This window comes from Stenotrophomonas sp. 93052_Sma, assembly GCF_056481145.1.
This window is the reverse complement of the sequence record NZ_CM151134.1, coordinates 3,690,030-3,711,286: the sequence shown is the minus strand read 5'-3', so window position 1 is coordinate 3,711,286 and position 21,257 is coordinate 3,690,030. Positions and strand designations below refer to the sequence as shown.

Here is a 21,257-nt window from a genome sequence, read left to right as displayed (position 1 = left end):
GGCATTGCCGCGGCTTTTTTCTTGCGTGCCATCCTTGCGTGCCATCCACGTATTGCCGGAGGCACAAAGAACAACGGCCCCTTGCGGGGCCGTTGCTGCATCAGCTGATCAGTGGATCGATCAGAACTTCTGCTTGTACTGCATGTACATGTAGCGGCCCGGCAGGTCGTACTGCGGGTCGAACATGTTGTACGAGGTGTAGTACGAAACCGGCGGGCTCTTGTCCCACGCGTTGTTCAGGCCGACCATGATGGTGCCCTTCCACGGCGTGTTGTAGCGGAACTGGATGTCGTGGTAGGTCGTGGCACCAATGTGGTTCGTTCCCTTCGCGCCATCAGAGCAGTATGCGAAGGTTTCCGGTTCCTTGACTGGATCAAACGGGCACGGTTCGGTCATGCCGGACTTGTAACGAATGCCGTAGTTGACCCCGAAGTCCCCGTAGGACCAGTCGACATACAGATTGGAACGGATGCGCCAGTAAGGGTCCTGATCGCGGTACCGACCCTGACGACCATCAACCGGGGAATCCGGGGTCGATTTGGTGTCCCACTTGGACAGGTAGGTGCCGTCCAGAGTGATGGTGAACTGGCCGATCGAAGTTTCCGGCAACTTGTACAGGATGCCCAGATCCCAACCTTCCACCTTGTACGACGCCAGGTTCTGCAGCGGCATGTTGACGTTGGTGATGGTGTAACGCTGGTTGGTGCTGCCGTAGTTTGGATCGCGGGTGATCAGGCCGCAGTAGGCCGCCTGCTGCTGAGGTGTGCCGCCGTAGCAGTTGCTCATGATGTCCTGGATCGCCGGACGGGTGATGGCGTCTTCAACCTCGATCTGCCACCAGTCCAGAGTGACGTTCAGGCCGGTGACGAAGCTCGGGCTCCATACCAGGCCCAGCGTCTTGCTGGTCGACGTCTCAGGCTTCAGGTTCGGATTGGCCTGCCAGGTGAACGGCACAACCGTCTGCTTGCGGCCCGCACCGGCGCCAGGCTGCACGAAGCCAGCTGGAACACCCTGCGCGGCACATTGCGCAGCAACCGCACCGGTACGCAGGCCTGCGTTGGAGGAGCAGGGATCGATGTAGCTCTCGAACGAGTCAGCATCGCCGCGATACAGGTTGTTGATGCTCGGGGCGCGGAAGCCTTCCGAGTAGTTACCGCGGATCATCAGGTCGTCGATCGGCTTCCAGCGGAAGCCGAACTTGTTGTTGGTGGTGTTGCCGAAGTTGCTGTAGTCGGAGTAGCGCGATGCCACGCTGAAGTCCAGCAGCTTCGCGCCCGGCAGATCGGCCAGCACCGGGATCGACAGTTCCACGAAGAACTCGTTCAGGTCGTAGGCACCCTTGGTCGGTGCAGCACCGTTGCCGGTGCTCAGGCCCGAGGCAATGAAGGCGTCCGGATCAAACTGACCGGTTTCCTTGCGGTACTCGTAGCCGGCAGCGAAGCCCAGCGCACCGGCCGGTAGCTGCACGATCTCACCGGAGATGTTGGCGTAGTAACCCTTCGACACAAGGCTCGCTGAGTCATGTGCGGTGAAGGACACGTAGTCCAGCGCTTCCTGCGAGACCGAACCCAGACCACCCAGCGCATTGATCGGCACGCACCCGGCGATGACGGCACCCGCCGAGTTCAAGCATGCGGGCTTGCCATCGCGCAGTGCCGACGGACCGTAGGCTTCTTCCAGGCGCTGCACATTGAACAGACCGTAGGTCAGATCGTTCTGGTCGGTCTTGTCGTAGCGGTAGCCAACATCCCAGTCGAAGTTGCGGCCGGCGAACTCGAAGAAGCCTTCGAAACCACCGTAGAAGTGCCAGTTCTTGACGTTCTGGTTGAACGAACGGCCACCGGATTCATTGAAGCGACGATTGACGCCCTCCAGTTCGACGCCATACGGGTTGTACATGCTGTCCGCGCTCAGGTCCATGCCAGTGACCGGCATGGCGGCCAGCAGCTGCTCGGACTTGCGCTCGTTGTACATCGCCTCGGTGCGGAAGGTGATGTTGTCAGTCAGGTTGTACGAACCCAGCACGAACAGCGAGGTGCGCTCATTCGGGGTCAGCAGGTAGTTGTCCGGCGCGGTGTTGTAGCCATGGATGTTCGGATCAAACGGGGTTTCAACACCGTTGAGGATGATGTACTGCTCGTCGTTGCGCGTGTAGTTGCCGGGGATGCCGGTCGCGCTCTGACCGCTGTAGAACGGCGGGCCGCCGGCGGAGATCTTGCGGTCACCGGCCATCACGGACTTTTCGTTGACGTAGGACGCACCGACGGTAATCGAAGCGCGGTCGGTGACGGTACCCAGAGTGAAGTCGTACGCTTCACGCTCACCGTCGCCGGCGCTGTACTGGCCCTTATAGGCATTGACTTCAGCGCCGTCGAAGTTCTGCTTGGTGATGATGTTCACCACGCCGGCGATCGCGTCCGAACCGTAGATGGTCGATGCGCCGTCCTTCAGGACGTCGATGCGCTCGATCATCGCGGTAGGAATGGTGTTCAGGTCGACGCTGCCATCCAGGCCGGTGGTCCAGCGACGGCCATTGACCAGTACCAGGGTGCGCTCGGAACCCAGGTTGCGCAGGCTGACGCCGGCCGAACCGTCACCGCCGTTGTTGTAGGTACGGTTCAGGGCGGCGCCGTTGGCGGCAACGCGCTGCAGGATGTCGGCGACCGAAGTCACGCCCTGCTTGTCGATGTCGGCGCGGGTCAGGCTCAGGACCGGCTGCGAGGTTTCGATGTCGGTGCTCTTGATGCGCGAACCGGTGACCGAGATGCGGTCAAGGTTGGTCGCTTCCTGGGCCTGGGCGGTGGCAGTGGACGCCACACCGGCAACGAGCGCGACCAGAACGGCATCGCGCAGCTTGTTGGACTGGAAATTCATTGGCTCTCTCTCTCCAAGAAATCTTGGCTGGGTTAATGCCCGGCGGGGGAGCGAAAAGCGCTCCCAAATCGCGAGGCTGAGCCGATAGTAGCGGGCGTTCGCCAAGAATTAAAGCTGCGTTAATCAAGTCTATGATTTTGGTAAAAATGAAAATTGATGCACGAAATCAAGGGGTTGAATCGCAGGTGACATCACTCTGTCTCGTTTGTTAGCGCAAAGTGACGAAAAAAGTTTCCGTTGATGTGTATCACAGTATGTCGACGTGAATTGCGCGGTATCCAATTCGTCGAAAAGCGCTCTGCGTGTATCACGAACGCGCATACGCAACGGGCGCCTTTCGGCGCCCGGGAGAAGTCACTGCAGGAAGACCCAGGAGGTGGGGTCAGAGATCCTGTTCGTAACGCACGTACGGCACGGTGCCGTCGTCATTGCTTTCATTGCGCGGGGAGAACGGATTCTTGCCGCGGCTGATCACGTTCTCGGCGCCAACGGTAAGTTGGCCAGACCACGGGGTACGCCAGGTCAGGCCGATGCCCAGGCCCTCCCACTTGCCGGGCTTGCCCGGCACGTCGATCACGCGGCCGATGATGCTGCCGGTGAAGTTGCCGTAGCCGGCGCCGATGCTCAGGCTCTTGCTGTCCCAGCGGTCGACGATGGACGGTGCGGCATCGGCCAGCGGTACCAGGCGGGCCTTGGCGTAGGTACCGGCGATCGAGACAAAACCCTCGCGGCCGATGTTCTTCTGCGCGAATACGGTCAGATCGTTCTGCTCGGCACGCAGCGAGGGTGTCTTGTTCGGGCCGGACAGCCACGCCGGAAGTGTTTCACGACCGGTGCCGGCGGTGATGCCGAGACGGCTGCTGCCGCGGTTCAGCGCGGCGGTACCGGTGAAGCGGCGGCTGTTGAGGTCGTCGTCGTCACCCAGGCTGGCCAGCATGCAGTGACTGGCCAGGCCGCTCATGCTGGTCCCGCTGCTGCTGTTGCAGAGCAGGCCCAGCGAATCGCCGGAGGACAGGCCGAAGGCTGCATCCAGCGAGTTGCGGCCGAAGTGCCAGCGGGCGCCGGCGGCCTGTTCACCGGTGGGCTCCAGGTACAGCAGGGCCTCGACCTTGCCGCTGCCCTTGTTCCATACCGGCAGCACGGTCCGGGTGTCCTTGCTCTGCGCGTGCACGCCCGTGATCGCGCCAAGGGCGATCAGCAGGGCCAGCGGTAGACGCAGGAAGGTACGCATCGGACCAGTTCAGACAGGGACGGACAACGGAAGTTCCCGCGGAGACGGGAACTTGATCCTAGGGTGTTTATGAATTCTTAACAAGCCTTGATCCCCCCCAGATGCAAGACAAGCCGTTTACTGAAGCCGTTCAGGCGCCGGTACAGTCCCCTCGGCACCGTGGAACAGTATGCCGAACTCCGTCAAAGGAAAGTGATACTCCCGCCCGCAGAATTCGCAACGGACCTCGACGGCGCCGGTGTCTGCGGCTGCGGCACGGGCCTCGTCCTCGCCCAGCGACTGCAGCATCGACGCGACCCGCTCGCGGGAACAGGAGCAGGCGAAGGACAGCGGCTTGCCGCCCATCAGTTCCGGCTTCTCTTCGTGGAACAGGCGGTGCAGCAGCTGCTCGGCCGGGGTCGCCAGCAGCTCGGCTTTGCCCAGGGTCTCGAACAGGGCGCTGGCACGCGCCCAGCCGTCCTCGTCACCCTCGTCGCCCGGCAGCTTCTGCAGCAGCAGGCCGGCGGCGCCGTTGCGGTCGGCGGCCAGCAGCAGGCGGGTCGGCAGCTGTTCGGACTGGCGGAAGTAGTCCTCGAAGGCCTCGTCCAGCTCCGGTGCGGTCAGCGCGACCAGGCTCTGGTAGCGCTGCGGCTCGCGCGGGTCCAGGCCCGGGTTCTCGATGGTGATCGCGAGCACGGCGTCATCACCCAGGCTGGACAGGTCGCGCGGCGCATCGGCGCCCTCGCTGAGCTGGGCGATGCCGCGCAGGGTACCGGCGGCGGTGCACTCGGCAAACAGGGTGCGCAGCGCGGTGCTGCTGCGCAGCTGGATCGAGAGGCGGCCATCGATCTTGGTGTGGCCGGTGAACAGCGCCGAGGCCACGCAGGCCTCGCCGAGCAGTTCGGCGGCGGTATCCGGGTACTCGGCGTGGGACAGGATCTCCTGCCAGGTAGCCTGCAGGCGCACGTGGACGCCACGGACGCCAGCGTCGGGAAGCAGGAAGCGGATCAGGGAATCGGGGTTGGCGGTCATCGGCTCACATCGCGCGTAAACGAGGGCGGTTGCCGGATAATGCGCCGACAACCGGATAGAAGAAGGATGCACCAGTAATGGGGGCAGGGGGAGAGCAGCACAAGGTGGAGGCCATCGCGGAAGTCCCGCGCCGTAGGCGCTGGCGCTGGAAACGGCTGCTCTGGCTGCCGCTGCTGCTGGCCGCTTTCAGCTGCCTGCAGGTACTGGTGCTGCGGTTCATCGACCCGCCGGTATCCACGGTCATGCTGTGGCGCTATGGCGAGGCATTGGGGGAGGCCGACTGGTCCTATCGCCTGCATTACCAGTGGCGCGACCTGGACCAGATGGCAGCGAGCCTGCCGATCTCGCTGGTGGCCGCGGAGGACCAGCGCTTCCCCGACCACAATGGCTTCGACCTGCAGGCCATCGAGAAGGCCCGCGACCACAACGCCAAGGGCGGACGCCTGCGGGGGGCCAGCACGATCAGCCAGCAGGTCGCCAAGAATCTGTTCCTCTGGCAGGGCCGCAGCTGGATCCGCAAAGGCCTGGAAGTCTGGTACACGGTGCTGATCGAAGCACTGTGGCCGAAGGAACGGATCCTGGAGATGTACGCCAACATCGCCGAGTTCGGCGACGGCGTCTATGGCGCGCAGGCGGCGGCGCAGACGTTCTGGGGCAAGGATGCGTCCCGGTTGAGTCCGGCCGAGAGTGCACGGCTGGCGGCGGTGTTGCCGGCACCGCGGCGCTACAACGCGGCTAAGCCAGGGCCGTACGTGCAGCGGCGCGCGGCATGGATCCAGCGCCAGGCACGGCAGCTGGGCGGCGCGGCTTACCTGTCGGAAGACTGAGGACACCTGCCCTCGGGGCGGCAGGCCATGCACCTGCAGGCAACGTACAATCCGGGCATGAACCGCGAACGCCTTACTTTCGTCATCGCCGCCTACAACGAGGAGCAGGCGCTGCCGTGCCTGCATCCCCGCCTGTGTGCGGTGCTGGACGGAATGCCCGACATCGATGGCCACATCCTGTATGTGGACGATGGCAGCCACGATGGTACCTGGCAGGTGATCGCAGGATTGGCGCAGGACGACGCGCGCGTATCGGCGTTGAAGCTGTCGCGCAATTTCGGCAAGGAGGCTGCGCTGACTGCCGGCCTGGACCTGGTGCGCGACGGCGCGGCGATGATCCTGGATGCCGATGGCCAGGACCCGCCGGAACTGGTACCGCAGTTCGTTGCGCGCTGGCGCGAGGGCCATGACAACGTCTATGGCACGCGCATGGCCCGCGATGGCGAAGCCTGGATCAAGCGCGCCACGGCGGCGGCGTTCTATCGGGTGATCGGTCGCCTGTCACGCACGCCGATCCCTGCCGACACCGGTGACTTCCGCCTGTTGTCGCCACGCGCGCTGAGTGCGCTGCGCGAGATGCGTGAACGCCACCGCTTCATGAAGGGCCTTTTCAGCTGGGTCGGATTCAAGCGGATCGCCGTGCCCTACCACCGTCACGCGCGGGTGGCCGGCTCCAGCAAGTTCAGCCTGTGGCGGCTGTGGAACTTCGCGCTGGAGGGCATCACCGGGTTCTCGACCGTTCCCCTGCGGGCGGCGACCTACATGGGCCTGGCAACGGCGGCGGTGGCTTTCGTATTCGGCGTGTGGGTGATTGCCAAGGCGGCCCTGTACGGTGACCGGGTGGCGGGTTGGCCGACGATGATGGCGGTGATCCTGTTCCTGGGCGGGGTGCAGTTGATCGCGCTGGGCCTGATCGGCGAGTACCTGGGACGGCTGTACGAGGAATCCAAGCAGCGCCCGTTGTACCTGGTTGACGCCTGGCTAGCATCCGCCGTGGCAGACTCGGCCCTGCAACCCACCCTCGGAGGGCAGGCAGATGACCACGGTACGGCAACTGTTGGACGGCAAGTCTCCTGAAGTACATGCGGTCGCGCCGGATGCGGCGGTGATCGATGCGATCCGGTTGATGGCGGAAAAGGGCATTGGCGCGGTGCTGGTGATGGATGGTCCGCGGCTGGTCGGGATCCTTTCGGAGCGCGATTACGCGCGCAAGATCGTGCTGCGTGATCGTTCGTCGCGGGATACGGCGGTGGCCGAGATCATGACGGCGAAGGTGGTGACGGTCTCGCCGGGCGAGCAGGTGGAGCACTGCCTGCAGCTGGTGACCGACTACCGCATCCGCCACCTGCCGGTGGTGGAGGGCGCACAGGTGCTGGGGGTGATTTCCATCGGCGACCTGGTGAAGTCGGTGATCGATGCGCAGCGGCGCGAGCTGGATCAGCTGCAGCAGTACATCGTGGCGGGGTGAGTTGTTCGCTGGCGGGCCTGCGGCCCGCCGGCCCGCTTTTCGAAGCCAGAGCCAGAGCTGAGGGCAGCGCCTTCCTGGTACGCCGGGAGGCTGAGGGCATGGGCGTGCAGGACACGCCGTAAACCCCGCTCCGCGGTCCGGCCCAGCCGCTGGCGGCTGTGCGTTCGGGCGCTTGCGAAGCAGTGCTTCGCAAGCAAAGCGTCCTCACCCATGGGGGGCTCGATGGCGCCATCCATGGCGCCAACGGTCCTGCACGCCCATGCCCTCCGCCCTTGGACACGTTCCTGCGAGCGCGGTGCATACATGCGCGGTGGCTCGCCTTTGGTAGCTGCCAACCTTGGTTGGCAACAGCTTTTGACTTTGCTTTCTTCTTTTGACTTTGAATTTCGCTCTCGTTCCGCGCGCGCAGGAACCTGTCCGGAGCCGGAGCAAGGCGGCAGGCAGGACCGTGAGGCGCATGGATGCGCCGACCGAGCCTACAGGGACGTATTTACGGCGTGTCCTGCCTGTCGCCTTGCTCCGGCTCTACGCGCGGGAAAAGAGGCGCCGCGAACAACGCTGTAACCCTACTTCGCATACTGCCCCCCGCAGTCGGCATCCTTCCCCGGCCCCAGTTCGATGGTCGCCAGCAATGCCGCTGGCGGCGCGATGCTGCCCAGCGCCAGGGCTACCGCGCCACGAATCCCCAACGCCTTGAAGTCCGGGCGGAACGACGGGTCCTTGAACGTGCCACTGATGTGCAGTGGAGAGCGCAGTACCAGGATGCTCTTGTCCTTCGGGCGCGGTTTCAGCAGCAGGTCCAGGGTCTCGTCGCGCAGGCTGACCGTGCCTTCGCCGATGAGGATCGTATCGGTGGTGTCCACCGCCAGCGCCTGGCTGGTCATCAGGCCGTCGCGCACGCCGAAGTCGGCGAAGGCGCAGCGCAGGGGAATCTGTTTGTCGCCGGTCACCAGGAATTTCAGTGATTCGGTGATGTCCAGCCCTGCCAGTTCCATCACCAGGTTGCCGACATGGCCGCGGCCCATCGCCAGGCCGACCTTGCCGTCGCTGCTGCCGAGCATTGCGGCGATCGAGTTGCCGCGGCCGCTCAGGTCCACCTCGCCGCCGATGCCGCCCTTGGCCTGCTCGGCCAGTTTCGCGTCCGGAAACAGCTGGCCGAGCTGCACGCCGCGCACACTGGCCTTCAGGGCGGTGCTGATCTGCGGACGGCGCGCGTCCATGCGGATCGTGCTGCGGATATCGCCTCCGGCCACGCCGAAGTTCAGCGGGTCCAGCCGCAGTACGCCGTCATCCAGCAACAGGTGCGCGTCCATGTCGTCCAGCGGCAGTGATGGCGCGTTGATGCGGTGGGCCTTCCAGCGCACGTCGGCATCCATCGCGCGCAGCTTGCCGAGGTTGTAGGGCGTGTCGGGCAGCACGCGTGCGCGGGCGGCAACCCGTGCGGCCTCGGCCTTCTGTTCGGCGTTGGCGGTTTCGCCGCCGCCGGTTTTCGGTGGGGCACCGACGAAGCCGGCAAGGTCATCGAAGTCCAGGCGCTTGGATTCCAGCGTGGCGGTCAGCCGCGGCCGCGCACCGCCCACTTCGAACTGCAGATTGCCACCGAGGTCGCTGTCGCCGACCTTGCCGGTGAAGGCGTCGTAGCGCCAGACGTTGTGGTCACGCTTGAGCCGGCCGTTCAACGCATAGGGTGGCGACGGCGGAATGGCAATGCCGAGCAGCGGATAGAGGTCGGCGAGGTCCTGGCCGCTGAGCGCAAACTGCAGATCGAACACGCGCAGCTGGAAGGGATTGGTCAGCGTGCCACTGGCTACCGCGTGGGTGGCGCCTGCTCGGCCATCGAGATGGATGCGGAACGGATGGTCGCTGTCGGTCAGCTCCAGCGGTGATTCCGTGCCGCCACGCAGGGTGAACGGATTGCCCTGCCAGTGTCCCTTGCCCTGTACCAGCAGCGGTGGCGCTGCATCGGCCTGTTTCGGCTGGCCGCTGCGCACGTCCACGCGGATATCGGTACGGCCGAGCGCGTCGAGGAACTGCAGGCGACCGTCATCGATGCGCAACCGTTTGAGCTGCGGGCTGGTCCCACCGGCGCTGCCACCGAGGAAATCCCAATTGCCCGGGTCGCCCTTGCGCGGCGCTGTTTCCAGCAGCACGTCCGGCCGGGTCAGGCGTACTTCGGGCAGCTGCACGCTGCCGCGCAGCAGCGGCCACACCCGCACGTCGATCTCGACGCGGTCTGCGGTGGCCATATCGGGTTGCTTCGCCCAGCTTGCATTGGCGAAGGTGATCGCATCGGCACGGATCGTACTGGTGCGGCCGAGGTCGACATCAAGGTTCCCGATGTGCAGCGCACGGCCGGTGCGTGCCTGCACCGCACGCTCAACCGGCCCCTTGAACCAGTTCCAGTCCCACAGCGCGATCAACAGCAGGAGTGCCGCCAGCAGGAAGATCAGGATCGTGAGCCAGCGCCGGCCTCGTGGGCCGGGGCGGCGGAGGCGCCAGCGGGTCGTGCGCTTTGTGGCAGGGGAGGTGGCAGCATTCACGCCGCCATGGTTGCCCCCTCTTCGTGGACAGGGCGCGAAGCGTCCATGTGCGTGGTGTGCACACGCCGCGTTCGAACGCTGGTTTACAGCACCTGCATGGTGACCGCGACGAAGTGGCAGACGCTGCCACCGATCACGAACAGGTGCCAGATCGCGTGCGAGTACGGGATCGATTCACGATGGTAGAAGTAGGTCCCCAGCGTGTACGACAGGCCGCCGGCGAACAGCCAGGTGAGGGTGCCGCCGTCGATCGAAGCCCACATCGGCTTGATCGCCACGATCACCAACCAGCCCATGGCGATGTAGATCACCGTTGAGAGCACCTTGAAGCGGCCGGTGTAGAACAGCTTGAACACCACGCCGCCCAGCGCCAGCGCCCAGATCGCGGTGAACAGGCCCCAGCCCCACGGGCCGCGCAGGCCGATCAGGGTGAACGGGGTATAGGTGCCCGCGATCAGCACATAGATCGCGCAGTGGTCGAACACCTTCAAGCGGCCCTTGGCGACCGGATGCTGGATGGCGTGATACAGGGTGGAGGCGGTATACAGCAGCAACAGCGCGATACCGAACACGATCGCGCTGGCCAACTGCCAGCCGTCGCCATAGATCGCAGCCAGGGTGATCAACACCGCGCTGGCGGCCAAGGCGAATACCGCGCCCAAGCCATGGGTCAGGGCGCTGGCGATTTCTTCACGGATCGAAGCAATGGACGTCGTGGACATGGGCATGGGCATCGTTCACGGGGAGGGGGACCCGCGTCCCCTTATCATCGCCGCGATGGCCGCCGTGTGCACGCCCGTCACCGTATGGTGGGTGAATCCCTGCGTTGCGCCGATGAATCCGTGAGCGGTAGATCCACGCCATGCGTGGATGAACCACCCGCGACGGCCGGGGGCAGAGCCCTTTCCCTGCGGAAAGGGATCCGACCCGCTGGCATCAGCCCACCGAAACCGTATGCGCCGCTTCGCGGGTGGCCGAGAAGCGCACGTCCGGCGAGCGTTCCTGGGCCAGCTGCAGGTTGACCCGGGTCGGTGCCAGGTAGACCAGGTGGCCGGCTGCATCCAGCGCCAGGTTCAGCGCATTCTTCTCGCGGAACTCTTCCAGCTTCTTCTCGTTGCTGCAGTGGACCCAACGCGCAGTGGTCACGCTGACCGGCTCGAAGGTGGCTTCCACGCCGTACTCGTCCTTCAGGCGGTAGGCGGCCACGTCGAACTGCAGCACGCCGACCGCACCCAGGATCAGGTCGTTGCTGGTCAGCGGGCGGAAGAACTGGGTCGCACCTTCCTCGGACAGCTGGGCCAAGCCCTTCTGCAGCTGCTTGAGCTTGAGCGGATCGCGCAGGCGGGCGCGGCGGAACAGTTCCGGGGCGAAGTTGGGGATGCCGGTGAAGGTGACTGCTTCGCCTTCGGTGAAGGTATCGCCGATGGAAATGGTGCCGTGGTTGTGGATGCCGATCACATCGCCCGGCCACGCCTCGGCGGCGATCTCGCGGTCGCTGGCCATGAAGGTCAGCGCGTTGGCCAGCTTCATTTCCTTGCCGGTGCGCACGTGGAAGGTCTTCATGCCGGCGCTGAAGCGGCCCGAGCAGACCCGCATGAACGCCACGCGGTCACGGTGCTGCGGGTCCATGTTGGCCTGGATCTTGAACACGAAGCCGGTCAGCTTGTTCTCTTCCGGGGCGATCTCGCGGCCGGTGGTGGAACGCGCCTGCGGCGACGGGGCATGTTCGACGAAGAAGTCCAGCAGCGGCTGCACACCGAAGTTGTTCACGCCGGAGCCGAAGAACACCGGGGTCTGCTTGCCCGCGCGGTAGGCGTCCAGGTCGAACGGATGGCTGGCGCCCTGCACCAGTTCCAGTTCGTCGCGCAGGTCGGCCAGCATCTGTGCACCGATCTTCTCGGCCAGGCCGGGCGCATCGATGGACGGGAAGATGGTCGAGTCCTGGCGGGTGAAGTTGCGGCCCGGTTCGTACAGGTGCACTTCGCCGGTCAGCAGGTGGACCACGCCCTTCAGGCGCTGGCCCATGCCGATCGGCCAGGTCACCGGCGCGCACTGGATGCCCAGCACGGTTTCCACTTCATCCAGCAGCTCGATCGGGTCCTTGCCCTCGCGGTCGAGCTTGTTGATGAAGGTCATGATCGGGGTGTCGCGCAGGCGGCAGACTTCCATCAGCTTGATGGTGCGCTCTTCCACGCCCTTGGCCACGTCGATCACCATCAGCGCCGAGTCCACCGCGGTCAGCACGCGGTAGGTGTCCTCGCCGAAGTCGGCGTGGCCGGGGGTGTCGAGCAGGTTGACGATCTTGCCTTCGTACGGGAACTGCATCACCGAGGAGGTGACGGAGATGCCGCGCTCCTTTTCCAGCGCCATCCAGTCGGAGGTGGCGTGGCGGGCGGCCTTGCGGCCCTTGACCGAACCGGCCATCTGGATCGCGCCTCCGAACAGCAGCAGCTTTTCGGTCAGCGTGGTCTTGCCGGCGTCAGGATGGGAAATGATGGCGAAGGTGCGGCGACGCGACGCTTCGTTGGCGACTTCGGACATGGCAGTGGCGCCCGCCCGGGGCGCTTTTCAAAGAGATAAGCGCCCGATTATACCGGCCGGGGGCGGTCAGCGCCCGGTGCCGCCCTCGGCCTCGCCCTGGCGGGCGAACTGCAGTTGGCCCTGTTCGGCGAAGATGCGCACCGGCACCGAGCGCAGGTTCATGCCCCGGTTGACCTGCACCACGAAGTGCAGGTGCGGCGCGCTGCTGTAGCCGCTGTTGCCGGACAGACCGATCGGCTGCCCGGCCCCTATCGCCTGGCCGCGACGCACACGCATGCCGCCGGCCTGCAGGTGGCCGTACAGGGCCATGCTGCCGTCGCTGTGCAGCACGCGGATGAAGTTGGCGCGGGCACCATCACGTTCGCGGTCCTGGCCGTTGCCACGGAAGCCATCCTGGATCTGCATCACCGTGCCCTCGCGCGCGGCCAGCACCAGGGTGCCCTCCGGCAGCGCGAAGTCGACCGCATCGCGGTTTTCCTCGTCATCGTGGCTGAACCGGCCCTGTGGCGCCTGGTCCACGCGTGGGCGGGTCGTATCGAACGGCAGGCGGTAGGCGACATCCTCGGCCTGTGCGGCCGGATTGCCGGGCACCGACTGCAGGCGCAGGTCCAGGGTGCGGCCGTTGGACGGTGCGGGCAGGTGGCCGACCACCAGGCTGCTGTCGCCCTGGATCAGCGACTGCACCGGCAGGCCTTCGACCGGGCGTCCGGGCGCGGCGCGCAGTTCGACCTGCAGCGGACCGGCCAGTGCGTTGTCGACCCGGGCCTGCCAGTGCCCGCCGAGCGGCTGCAGGCGCAGCTGGGCCATCGGCGCAGCGCTCTGCGCGGTCTCGCCACGGGGGGGCGGAGCGGCCGGGGCGGCCTTGGGCACCAGTCCCCAGCCCTGGCGCCAGTCACCGGCGCTGGCCGTCGTGCTCACCAGCAGGGACAACAGCAGGCAGGTCAGGGGCAGGCGCAGCATCAGTGGTTCCAGTGGGTAGGGACCGCCGGGACTGTAGCCGATCCTGAACAGGACGACCGCGACCGCCTTCGCATAGTCGCGTTGAAAATATTCATCGCTTTATCCGCATGAAGGGATTGACAGTGCCGGAAGGGGCTGGCATCGTGGCTCCACCATCGAGACCGGCAGAGGGACAGGCCCTTTGAAGCCGGGGCAGCCCGCGGATGCGAAAGCGTCTGCGTAGGTGCCAAATCCTGCGGGGACCGTGGCGTCCACCGAAAGATGGTTCGAACCATGCACCCCACGTGCATCTCGAACGCGGGCCCCGCGAAGGCTCGATGGCCGATTCCCCAACCGGATCCCGCCATGAGCTTCGCCGCCAGTACCGCCATTCGCCCCGAACCCTTTGTCCCCGTCAGCGTGCCGGTCGAAGACCGCGTGCATGCCGAGCGCGGTGAGTTCGCCGCGGTGCTGTCGATGCGTCACGCCGGCCCCAGCCCGGTGCGCCTGCGCTATGAGTGGGTCGGCCCGGCCAATGCGCCGGTGGTGGTGCTGGCCGGTGGCATTTCCGCCCATCGCCACGTGGCGTCCAATGCACAGTTCAGCGAGAAGGGCTGGGCCGAAGACCTGGTCGGCAGCGGGCGCGCTGAATCCGCAGCAGCTGCGTGTACTGGCCTTCGACTTCATCGGCGCCGATGGTGCACTGGATGTGCCGATCGATACCGCCGACCAGGCCGATGCACTGGCGCTGCTGCTGGACCATCTCGGCATCCGCACGCTGAAGGCGTTCGTGGGCTACTCCTACGGGGCGCTGGTCGGCCAGCAGTTCGCGATCCGCCACCGTGCACGCGTGCGCCAGCTGGTGCTGGCCAGTGGCGCGCATCGCCCGCATCCGTATGCCGCCGCCTGGCGCGCATTGCAGCGCCGCGCGGTCGCGTTGGGCCAGCTGCAGTGCGGCGAAGACCACGGCCTGGCGCTGGCCCGGCAGTTCGCCATGCTCAGCTACCGCACCCCGGAAGAGTTCGGCGAGCGCTTCGATGCCGCGCCGGAAGTGATCAATGGCCGTGTGCGCGTGGCCGCCGAAGACTATCTCGATGCGGCCGGTGCGCAGTACGTCGCGCGCACGCCGGTGACTGCTTACCTGCGCCTGTCCGAATCGATCGACCTGCACCGCGTCGACCCCACCGCGATCCTGCCGCCCACCGTAGTTGTCGCGGTGGAGGGTGACCGCCTGGTGCCGCTGGCCGACCTGGTCGGTCTGGTCGAAGGGCTGGGCCCGCGCGGCAGTCTGCGCGTGCTGCGCTCGCCCTACGGCCACGACGCCTTCCTCAAAGAAACCGATCGCATCGACGCGATCCTCGCCACCGCCTTCCGCACTTCTGGAGAGTCCGCATGAGCCTGCACGCAAACGAGCCGTCCTGTAGTCGCACCACTGCCGCCGTCCGTGCCGGCATCGATCGGGACACCGCGCATGGTGCGGTCACGCCGCCGATCGTGCTGTCGTCGAACTTCAGTTTTGAAGGCTTCGGCAACAAGCGCCAGTACGACTACACGCGCAGTGGCAACCCGACCCGTGACCTGCTCGGCGAGGCGCTGGCGGAACTGGAGGGCGGCGCCGGCGGCGTCATCACCGCCACCGGCATGGGTGCGATCAACCTGGTGTTGAACGCATTGCTGCAGCCGGGCGACACCCTGGTGGTGCCGCATGATGCATACGGCGGCAGCTGGCGCCTGTTCAATGCGCTGGCGAAGAAGGGCCACTTCGAGCTGGTCACCGCCGACCTGACCGATCCGCGCGCACTGGCGCAGGCGCTGGCCACGCAGCCGAAGCTGGTGCTGGTGGAAACCCCGTCCAACCCGCTGCTGCGCATCACCGACCTGCGCTTCGTCATCGAGACCGCGCACAAGGCCGGTGCACTGGTGGTAGTCGACAACACCTTCCTGTCGCCGGCCCTGCAGCAGCCGCTGTCGTTCGGCGCGGACCTGGTGCTGCATTCCACCACCAAGTACATCAATGGCCACAGCGATGTGGTCGGTGGTGCGGTGGTCGCGCGCGATCCGGCGCTGCACGAGCAGCTGGTGTGGTGGGGCAACGCGCTGGGCCTGACCGGCTCGCCGTTCGATGCGTTCCTGACCCTGCGCGGCCTGCGCACGCTGGATGCGCGCCTGCGGGTGCACCAGGAGAACACCGCGTCGATCGTTGCCCTGCTGGACCAGCATCCGGCGGTCGGCACGGTGTACTACCCGGGCCTGGCCGATCACCCGGGCCACGCCATCGCCGCGCGCCAGCAAAGCGGCTTCGGCGCGATGCTGTCGTTCGAACTGGCCGACTGCGAAGGCGATGATCCGCATGCCGCAGTGCGTGCCTTCGTCGATGGCCTGCGCTGCTTCACCCTGGCCGAATCGCTGGGTGGCGTCGAAAGCCTGATCGCGCACCCGGCCACCATGACCCATGCGGCGATGACCGCTGAAGCGCGCGGCCGCCGGCATCAGCGAAGGCCTGCTGCGCCTGTCGGTCGGCATCGAGGCCGAGCGTGACCTGCTGGCTGATCTCGGCGCAGCGCTGCAGCGCGCCGAAGCCGTGATCGATGCGGCTGCGCGCCGCAAACAGGTGGTGGATGCATGAGCGCTCGCCGCTGACATTCCTGCGCTGGGCGTGGGACGCCTGGCGCTGCTCGGCACCGGCACGGTGGGCTCTGCCTTCGTGCAGCGCTACCAGGCGTTGCAGGCACGCGGGTTGGAACTGCCCAGCGTGCAGTGGCTGGCCAATTCGCGCACCGCACTGGCGATCGACCGTGATCTGGCGTTGCCGCTGGAGCTGGCACGACGCGCACCGCGTGACGGTCTCAGCTCACCGCCATGGGCGAGCGCCGAAGGGCTGGAACGGGGTGACGTGGTGGTCGATGCCACTGCCAGCGAAGATGTGGCCGCACGTCACGTGCAGTGGCTGGCGCGTGGCGTGCACGTGGTCACCGCCAACAAGCTGGGCCGCGGTGCGCAGCTGGCACGTGCCACGGCCATCGCCGAGAGCTGCGCAGACAGTGGCGCACGCTATGGCGATAGCGCCACCGTCGGTGCCGGCCTGCCGTTGCTGAGCAGCCTGCGCGCGCTGGTAGCCGGTGGCGACCACATCCACGCTATCGAGGGCGTGCTGTCCGGCTCGCTGGCGTGGCTGTTCCATCGCTATGACGGCCAATCGCCGTTCTCGGCGGCGGTGCGCGAGGCGCTGGCGGCCGGTTATACCGAACCGGACCCGCGTCTGGATCTGTCCGGCGAGGACGTGCGCCGCAAGCTGCTGATCCTGGCGCGCAGCAGCGGGCTGGCGCTGGATGCTTCGCAGGTGCAGGTGGATTCACTGGTGCCTGAAGCGCTGGCAGCGCTGCCGCTGGAGGATGCGGTGGCTGCGCTTGAGCAGCTGGATGCGCCGCTGCAGGCGCGCTGGCAGCAGGCACGCGACAATGGTCGTGTGCTGCGTTTCGTCGGCCGCGTTGATGGCGAGGGTGCGCAGGTAGGCCTGCGCGAGTTGCCGGCCGATCACCCCTTGGCGCAGGGTGCAGGCACCGACAACCGCGTGGCCATCCACAGCGATCGCTATCACCGCCAGCCGTTATTGATCCAGGGGCCGGGCGCGGGTGCGGAAGTCACTGCGGCCGCGTTGCTGGATGACGTGCTGCGGATCGTGGGTTGATGTCCGTGCTGCTGCGCTCGCCGGTCCATGCCCGGCGGGCCCGCAATCTCAACGCGACCTCAACGCCTTCAACAATGCCGCATTGAACTGCTTCGGGTCCTGCACCTGCGGCGAATGGCCCAGTTCGGCGAACTCGACCAGCGTCGCGCCCGGAATGGCCGCGGCCGCTGCTCTGCCCAGCTCCGGATAATTGCCGAGCGTCGCCTTCATCGCAGGCGGCGCCAGGTCACGGCCGATCGCGGTGCGGTCCTTCTGGCCGATGAACAACGTGGTCGGCACCTGCAGATTCTTCAGTTCGTAGACCACCGGCTGGTTGAACACCATGTCCGATGCCAGTGCCTGGCTCCATGCAACGACCTGCTTGCCCGGGCCTTCATACATGCCCGACTGCATCCGCGCCCACGGTTCATACGCCGGCTTCCATTTGCCGTCGTAGTACACGTCCAGCTGGTAGCGGCGGATGCTGTCATAGCTGATGTTCATTTCGCCGGCGTACCACGTGTCCACGCTGCGCCAGGGAACACCCAGCGCCTTCCAGTCTTCCAGCCCGATTGGATTGACCAGTGACAGGCTGCGCAGGTCCTGCGGGAACATCAGCGCGTAGCGCACCGCCAGCATGCCGCCCATCGAATGACCGACCAGGTGCACCGGTACATCACCCAGCTGCAGCTGTTGCAGCAGGGCATGGGTGTTGGCGGCCAGCTGCGCGAACGAATACTGGTAGCGCTCGGGCTTGCTGGATTTGCAGAAGCCCACCTGGTCCGGGGCGATCACCCGGTAGCCGGCGTTCAGCAGCGGCGCGATGGTCTGCTGCCAGGTGGCTGCGCAGAAATTCTTGCCGTGCAGCAGAACCACCACGCCGATGGCGCGGCGTTTGGGCAGGACATCCAGATAGGCCATTTCCAGTGGCTGCCGCTGCGACTCCAGTGCGAAGATCTTCACCGGATAGCCGTAGTCGAAACCCTCCAGCCGCGGCCCGTAGGTGGGCGCGGCCAAGGCAGGCAGCGGCAGGCAGGCAAGCAGGGCAGCAGCGATCACGCGCATGGGGCCAATCCGGGGCAGGGGAGCCCCGAGCCTAACCGGAACGCGGTGACGACGTCGTCCGATGTTGAGCCGGGCCCATGCCCGGCTGCAGGGTAGAGCCAGGCCATGCCTGGCTGCGGCCATCAGCACTCGATGACGTTCACCGCCAGGCCACCGCGGCTGGTTTCCTTGTACTTGTCCTGCATGTCGCGGCCGGTATCGCGCATGGTCTTGATTACCTTGTCCAGCGACACCTTGTGCTTGCCGTCGCCGCGCATCGCCATGCGCGAGGCATTGATCGCCTTCACCGCACCCATCGCATTGCGCTCGATGCACGGAATCTGCACCAGTCCACCAATCGGGTCGCAGGTCAGGCCCAGGTTGTGTTCCATGCCGATTTCCGCAGCATTCTCGATCTGGCTCGGGTTGCCGCCCAGCGCCGCGACCAGGCCGCCGGCCGCCATCGAGCAGGCCACGCCTACTTCACCCTGGCAACCCACTTCGGCACCGGAAATCGAAGCGTTTTCCTTGTACAGGATGCCGATCGCCGCCGAGGTCAGCAGGAAGTCGAACACGCGCTGCTCGTTGGCGCCGGGGCAGAAACGGTCGAAGTAATGCAGCACGGCGGGCAGCACGCCGGCTGCACCGTTGGTCGGCGCGGTCACCACGCGACCACCGGCGGCGTTTTCTTCGTTCACCGCCAGTGCGTACAGGTTGACCCAGTCCAGCGTGGTCAGCGGATCGCGCATCGCCGCTTCCGGCTTCGACGACAGCTCGCGGTACAGCGCCGGTGCACGACGGCCGACCTTCAGGCCACCCGGCAGCACGCCTTCCTCGCGGATGCCACGCGCGACGCACGACTGCATCGCGCTCCAGATCTCGCGCAGGTTGGCGCGGATCTCGTCTTCGCTGCGCCAGCACTTCTCGTTCTCGAACATCAACTGGGCAATGCTCAGGCCGCTGCGTGCGGTCTGCGCCAGCAGCTCGTCGCCGCTCTTGAACGGGTAGGGCAGCGGGGTCTCGTCGGGCACGATGCGGTCATCGGCCGCGTCGTCCTGGTTGACCACGAAGCCGCCACCGACCGAGTAGTAATCGCGGGTGGCAATTACTTCGTCCTCGGCGTTGTACGCGGTGAAGCGCATGCCGTTGGTGTGGTACGGCAGCTTCTGGCGCTTGTTCATGCCGAGGTCGCGCTTTTCGTCGAAGGCGATCTCGTGCTGGCCCATCAGCTGGATGCGCTTGCTGCTGCGGATGCGCTCCAGCGTGGCCGGGATGATGTCCGGGTCGATCAGGTTCGGCCGCTGCCCTTCCAGGCCGAGCAGGATCGCCTTGTCGGTACCATGGCCGCGGCCGGTCAGCGCCAGCGAGCCATAGACATCGGCGCGGATGCGCGCGACCTCGTGCAGGCGGCCCGGGTCGAGCAGCCAGCGGTGGATGAATCGCTCGGCGGCCTTCATCGGCCCGACGGTGTGCGAGGAGCTCGGGCCAATGCCGATCTTGAAAACGTCGAACGTGCTGACAGCCATGGTTGCCGTACTGCGGGTACCGGAAGAGACCGCTATTCTAGCGGTTCACGCCGCACTTCAATGGCTGCGGCGCAGCATTTCCACCAAGGGGACCCTGCCGGTGTTGACTCTGTTCCAGCGTGACGACTGCCACCTGTGCGACATGGCGCTGGCCGAGCTGGCCAAGGCCAGGGCGCCGGAATTCGAATCGGTGTTCCTGGATGACCAGCCAGCGCTGGAATCGCGCTACGGCGCGCGGGTGCCGGTGCTGCGCGACGAGCGCGGCGACCGTGAGCTGGACTGGCCGTTCGACGCGGCCACGGTTCGGGCGTGGCTGGCCGTCGATCGGTAGTGCCGGCCGCTGGCCGGCACCTGCCCGCATCGGTGAGGTTGCCGGCCAGCGGCCGGCACCACCGGAGATGATGGCCGGGGCGGTGCCCCGGCCCGTTGATCATTTCGCGTTGAACTTCACGATCGTGCTGATCGCGGTTTCGTCCGGGATGGTCTTGGTGTCGGCCCAGTCACCGCTGCCGACGCCGAAGTCCAGGCGCTTGACGGTGGCCTTGCCGGTCAGCACCGGCTGGGTGCCCGGCTTCCAGGTGAAGGTGAGGGTGACCGGCTTGCTGACGCCGCGCAGCTCCAGCGTGCCGTCGGCGGCGAACTGGTCGTTGCCCACCGCACGGAAGCCCTTGGCGGTGTAACGCGCAGTGGCGAACTTGCCGACGTTGAAGAAGTCGGCGGTCTGCAGGGTCGAGTCGCGGTCGCTGTTGCCGCTCTTGGCACCGGCCAGCGGAATCACCACGTCCAGCGAACCGGCGGCCGGGTTGGCCGGGTCGAAGCTGAGCTTGGTGGCAAAGCCCGGGAAGCTGCCGGTGAACACTTCGCCGTCGTACTTGGTGGCGAACACCAGGATCGAGCCGGCACCGGGGGCCTGCGCGTAGTCCGCGGCGAGCGCCGGGGCGGTGGCCAGCATGCCGGCCAGGGCGGCGGCCACGGCGGCCGGAGTGGTCAGTTTCAGGTTCATCGGTCAGTCCTTCTGAGGGGAGGCGAGCCAGCCGCGCGGCAACATGCGGGACAGCGTTGCATCGCGCTGGAACATGTGGTGGTAGAAGGCAGCGCCGGCATGGGCCAGCACCACCGCGATCAACAGCCAGAAGCCGTATTCGTGGATGGCGTGGGACACCGCGACGACCTGCGGATCCGGGCCACTCAGCTTGGGCACATCAACCAGGCCGAACCAGCGGAACGGGCGCAGGCCACTGGCCGAGTCGTACAGCCAGCCCGACAGCGGGATGGCGAACATCAGCACATACAACAGTACGTGGGTGGCGCTGGCGATGCGCTCCTGCCAGCTGGGCACGCCCGGCACCGGCTTGGGGGCGCCGGCGTACAGGCGCCAGCCGAGGCGGAACAGCACCAGCGCCAGTACGGTGATGCCGATCGACTTGTGTGCGGTGTAGACCCAGAAGTACTTGGGCGTCTTGGGCAGTTCGCCCATGGTCAGGCCGACCACGCCCAGGGCGAGGATCAGCAGTGCGATCAACCAATGCAGGATCTGGCTGACACTCCCCCAGACGGCGGGGGTGTTCTTGGCGGTCATGAAAGGTCCT

At 66.2% G+C, this 21,257-nt stretch carries 16 protein-coding genes, 2 pseudogenes and 1 riboswitch; of the genes and pseudogenes, 7 read left to right on the top strand and 11 right to left on the bottom strand.

Translation table 11 applies throughout. The features are described 5' to 3' along the window. Nucleotides 1-120: 120 nt before the first annotated feature. The 3 genes from ACZK2V_RS17430 to hslO all read right to left on the bottom strand — a co-directional run bounded on the left by ACZK2V_RS17430 (nt 121) and on the right by hslO (nt 5,116). Nucleotides 121-2,874: a TonB-dependent receptor plug domain-containing protein gene (locus ACZK2V_RS17430; protein WP_486322626.1), complete on the bottom strand. Its 2,754-nt coding sequence runs from the start codon at nt 2,872-2,874 to the stop codon at nt 121-123. Between the two features lie 382 nt (nt 2,875-3,256). Next, nucleotides 3,257-4,105 carry an XOO1806 family protein gene (locus tag ACZK2V_RS17425; protein ID WP_049420960.1) on the bottom strand — a complete coding sequence of 283 codons (849 nt, stop codon included), beginning with the start codon at nt 4,103-4,105 and terminating at the stop codon, nt 3,257-3,259. A 117-nt stretch (nt 4,106-4,222) separates the two neighbouring features. Beyond that, nucleotides 4,223-5,116 (bottom strand): Hsp33 family molecular chaperone HslO, encoded by an 894-nt coding sequence (gene hslO, locus ACZK2V_RS17420; protein ID WP_486322625.1) that lies wholly within the window; start codon nt 5,114-5,116, stop codon nt 4,223-4,225. Between the two features lie 77 nt (nt 5,117-5,193). On the opposite strand from hslO, the gene mtgA reads away from it, so the two are divergent. From mtgA to ACZK2V_RS17405, 3 genes are read left to right on the top strand one after another with little or no spacing between them, the layout of a single operon-like run. Then, on the top strand, nt 5,194-5,943 hold the full coding sequence (gene mtgA, locus ACZK2V_RS17415; RefSeq protein ID WP_032130069.1) for a monofunctional biosynthetic peptidoglycan transglycosylase: 750 nt from the start codon (nt 5,194-5,196) through the stop codon (nt 5,941-5,943). 57 nt (nt 5,944-6,000) lie between these two features. After that, the gene (locus ACZK2V_RS17410) at nt 6,001-7,020 is read left to right on the top strand and encodes a glycosyltransferase family 2 protein (RefSeq protein WP_049401430.1); all 1,020 of its coding nucleotides are present in this window, start codon (nt 6,001-6,003) and stop codon (nt 7,018-7,020) included. After that, nucleotides 6,980-7,411 (top strand): CBS domain-containing protein, encoded by a 432-nt coding sequence (locus ACZK2V_RS17405; RefSeq protein ID WP_019336409.1) that lies wholly within the window; start codon nt 6,980-6,982, stop codon nt 7,409-7,411. The genes ACZK2V_RS17410 and ACZK2V_RS17405 overlap by 41 nt, the downstream gene beginning before the upstream one ends. 566 nt (nt 7,412-7,977) lie before the next feature. Here ACZK2V_RS17405 and ACZK2V_RS17400 read toward each other — a convergent pair. From ACZK2V_RS17400 to ACZK2V_RS17385, 4 genes are all read right to left on the bottom strand, one after another. Further along, nucleotides 7,978-9,951, bottom strand: a complete 1,974-nt coding sequence (locus ACZK2V_RS17400; protein ID WP_329811040.1) for an AsmA family protein — start codon at nt 9,949-9,951, stop codon at nt 7,978-7,980. An 83-nt stretch (nt 9,952-10,034) separates the two neighbouring features. After that, nucleotides 10,035-10,673, bottom strand: a complete 639-nt coding sequence (gene trhA / locus ACZK2V_RS17395) for a PAQR family membrane homeostasis protein TrhA (RefSeq protein ID WP_049420955.1) — start codon at nt 10,671-10,673, stop codon at nt 10,035-10,037. Nucleotides 10,674-10,887: 214 nt separating this feature from the next. Then, nucleotides 10,888-12,492 carry a peptide chain release factor 3 gene (locus tag ACZK2V_RS17390; RefSeq protein WP_014038155.1) on the bottom strand — a complete coding sequence of 535 codons (1,605 nt, stop codon included), beginning with the start codon at nt 12,490-12,492 and terminating at the stop codon, nt 10,888-10,890. Nucleotides 12,493-12,558: 66 nt separating this feature from the next. Next, nucleotides 12,559-13,452 (bottom strand): M23 family metallopeptidase, encoded by an 894-nt coding sequence (locus ACZK2V_RS17385; RefSeq protein ID WP_486322624.1) that lies wholly within the window; start codon nt 13,450-13,452, stop codon nt 12,559-12,561. A gap of 149 nt (nt 13,453-13,601) precedes the next feature. After that, a riboswitch (SAM riboswitch) is annotated at nt 13,602-13,720 on the top strand. A gap of 77 nt (nt 13,721-13,797) precedes the next feature. Between ACZK2V_RS17385 and metX the strand changes: the two are divergent. The 3 genes and pseudogenes from metX (at nt 13,798) to ACZK2V_RS17370 (ending at nt 17,119) form a co-directional block, all read left to right on the top strand. Beyond that, nucleotides 13,798-14,827: pseudogene (metX, locus tag ACZK2V_RS17380) on the top strand (homoserine O-succinyltransferase MetX). Beyond that, nucleotides 14,824-16,057: pseudogene (locus tag ACZK2V_RS17375) on the top strand (O-succinylhomoserine (thiol)-lyase). The pseudogenes metX and ACZK2V_RS17375 overlap by 4 nt, the downstream one beginning before the upstream one ends. A 24-nt stretch (nt 16,058-16,081) precedes the next feature. Beyond that, a complete protein-coding gene (locus ACZK2V_RS17370) occupies nt 16,082-17,119 on the top strand; it encodes a homoserine dehydrogenase family protein (protein WP_486323335.1) in 1,038 nt (345 codons plus the stop codon). A 48-nt stretch (nt 17,120-17,167) separates the two neighbouring features. On the opposite strand, the gene ACZK2V_RS17365 is transcribed toward ACZK2V_RS17370, so the two are convergent. Further along, a complete protein-coding gene (locus ACZK2V_RS17365; RefSeq protein ID WP_486322623.1) occupies nt 17,168-18,163 on the bottom strand; it encodes an alpha/beta fold hydrolase in 996 nt (331 codons plus the stop codon). A 122-nt stretch (nt 18,164-18,285) separates the two neighbouring features. Next, nucleotides 18,286-19,668, bottom strand: coding sequence for an L-serine ammonia-lyase (locus ACZK2V_RS17360; protein WP_024956918.1), 1,383 nt, complete (start codon nt 19,666-19,668; stop codon nt 18,286-18,288). 100 nt (nt 19,669-19,768) lie between these two features. On the opposite strand from ACZK2V_RS17360, the gene ACZK2V_RS17355 reads away from it, so the two are divergent. After that, on the top strand, nt 19,769-19,999 hold the full coding sequence (locus ACZK2V_RS17355) for a glutaredoxin family protein (protein ID WP_049420967.1): 231 nt from the start codon (nt 19,769-19,771) through the stop codon (nt 19,997-19,999). A gap of 99 nt (nt 20,000-20,098) precedes the next feature. Here the strand turns inward: ACZK2V_RS17355 and ACZK2V_RS17350 are convergent, their stop codons facing one another. Next, entirely contained in the window at nt 20,099-20,671 is a 573-nt protein-coding gene (locus ACZK2V_RS17350) for a YceI family protein (RefSeq protein ID WP_049420950.1), read from the bottom strand. Between the two features lie 3 nt (nt 20,672-20,674). Then, nucleotides 20,675-21,247, bottom strand: coding sequence for a cytochrome b (locus ACZK2V_RS17345; protein WP_486322622.1), 573 nt, complete (start codon nt 21,245-21,247; stop codon nt 20,675-20,677). Nucleotides 21,248-21,257: the final 10 nt, after the last annotated feature.

Bases quoted from the DNA above. Each gene is read 5' to 3' on its own strand.
- ACZK2V_RS17430 (WP_486322626.1), bottom strand. From the start codon at position 2,874: ATGAATTTCCAGTCCAACAAGCTGCGCGATGCCGTTCTGGTCGCGCTC.
- ACZK2V_RS17425 (WP_049420960.1), bottom strand. From the start codon at position 4,105: ATGCGTACCTTCCTGCGTCTACCGCTGGCCCTGCTGATCGCCCTTGGC.
- hslO (WP_486322625.1), bottom strand. From the start codon at position 5,116: ATGACCGCCAACCCCGATTCCCTGATCCGCTTCCTGCTTCCCGACGCT.
- mtgA (WP_032130069.1), top strand. From the start codon at position 5,194: ATGGGGGCAGGGGGAGAGCAGCACAAGGTGGAGGCCATCGCGGAAGTC.
- ACZK2V_RS17410 (WP_049401430.1), top strand. From the start codon at position 6,001: ATGAACCGCGAACGCCTTACTTTCGTCATCGCCGCCTACAACGAGGAG.
- ACZK2V_RS17405 (WP_019336409.1), top strand. From the start codon at position 6,980: ATGACCACGGTACGGCAACTGTTGGACGGCAAGTCTCCTGAAGTACAT.
- trhA (WP_049420955.1), bottom strand. From the start codon at position 10,673: ATGTCCACGACGTCCATTGCTTCGATCCGTGAAGAAATCGCCAGCGCC.
- ACZK2V_RS17390 (WP_014038155.1), bottom strand. From the start codon at position 12,492: ATGTCCGAAGTCGCCAACGAAGCGTCGCGTCGCCGCACCTTCGCCATC.
- ACZK2V_RS17385 (WP_486322624.1), bottom strand. From the start codon at position 13,452: ATGCTGCGCCTGCCCCTGACCTGCCTGCTGTTGTCCCTGCTGGTGAGC.
- ACZK2V_RS17365 (WP_486322623.1), bottom strand. From the start codon at position 18,163: ATGCGCGTGATCGCTGCTGCCCTGCTTGCCTGCCTGCCGCTGCCTGCC.
- ACZK2V_RS17360 (WP_024956918.1), bottom strand. From the start codon at position 19,668: ATGGCTGTCAGCACGTTCGACGTTTTCAAGATCGGCATTGGCCCGAGC.
- ACZK2V_RS17350 (WP_049420950.1), bottom strand. From the start codon at position 20,671: ATGAACCTGAAACTGACCACTCCGGCCGCCGTGGCCGCCGCCCTGGCC.
- ACZK2V_RS17345 (WP_486322622.1), bottom strand. From the start codon at position 21,247: ATGACCGCCAAGAACACCCCCGCCGTCTGGGGGAGTGTCAGCCAGATC.